Raw genomic sequence first — 454 nt, 5'->3', positions numbered from 1 at the left:
GGGCCTGTAAAAGTGCGGGATGCGGATATAGTTGTACAATATTTAAAAATAGTGCTGAACTCGGTGTAATCAGCTTTTCTAATTCTGGAAAACTCAGCTGTAAAATGGCATGCATTCTACTTTTGAGTAAAATGATTTCTTCGTCAATTTCATCGTAATAACGAGTCAGTGCACGCATCTGTTCATAATAATCGTCTTGTATGTACGTTGTTTCGCGTTCCATTTTGAAATGTGTCTTCGCGAGTTCATGGGCATCACTGATATCGGTTTTATTGCGACGCATCGTTGCCATCTGTAAATTCGCTTCAAGTGGATTCATGCGGCAGTATGCATAGCCGTAATCTTTGAAAAACGCTTCGACAGGTTTTGAATAGATGCCTGTTGCTTCAAATACGATATCTGGCGCTTGTCCATCTTGCTTTGTCATTTCTTCCATTCGTTCGTGTAATCGCTC

1 protein-coding gene is annotated in these 454 nt (G+C 40.5%); it reads right to left on the bottom strand.

Annotated features, from left to right (window positions below; genetic code table 11):
* Positions 1-454: IS110 family transposase (locus ABNX05_RS26090; protein ID WP_349662344.1), on the bottom strand; the 454-nt coding region annotated here is incomplete at both ends.

The organism is Lysinibacillus zambalensis, assembly GCF_040183165.1.
Lineage (GTDB): Bacteria > Bacillota > Bacilli > Bacillales_A > Planococcaceae > Lysinibacillus > Lysinibacillus zambalensis.
Note: the sequence above shows the minus strand (reverse complement) of the source record. Positions and strands in the feature narration are given on the sequence as shown.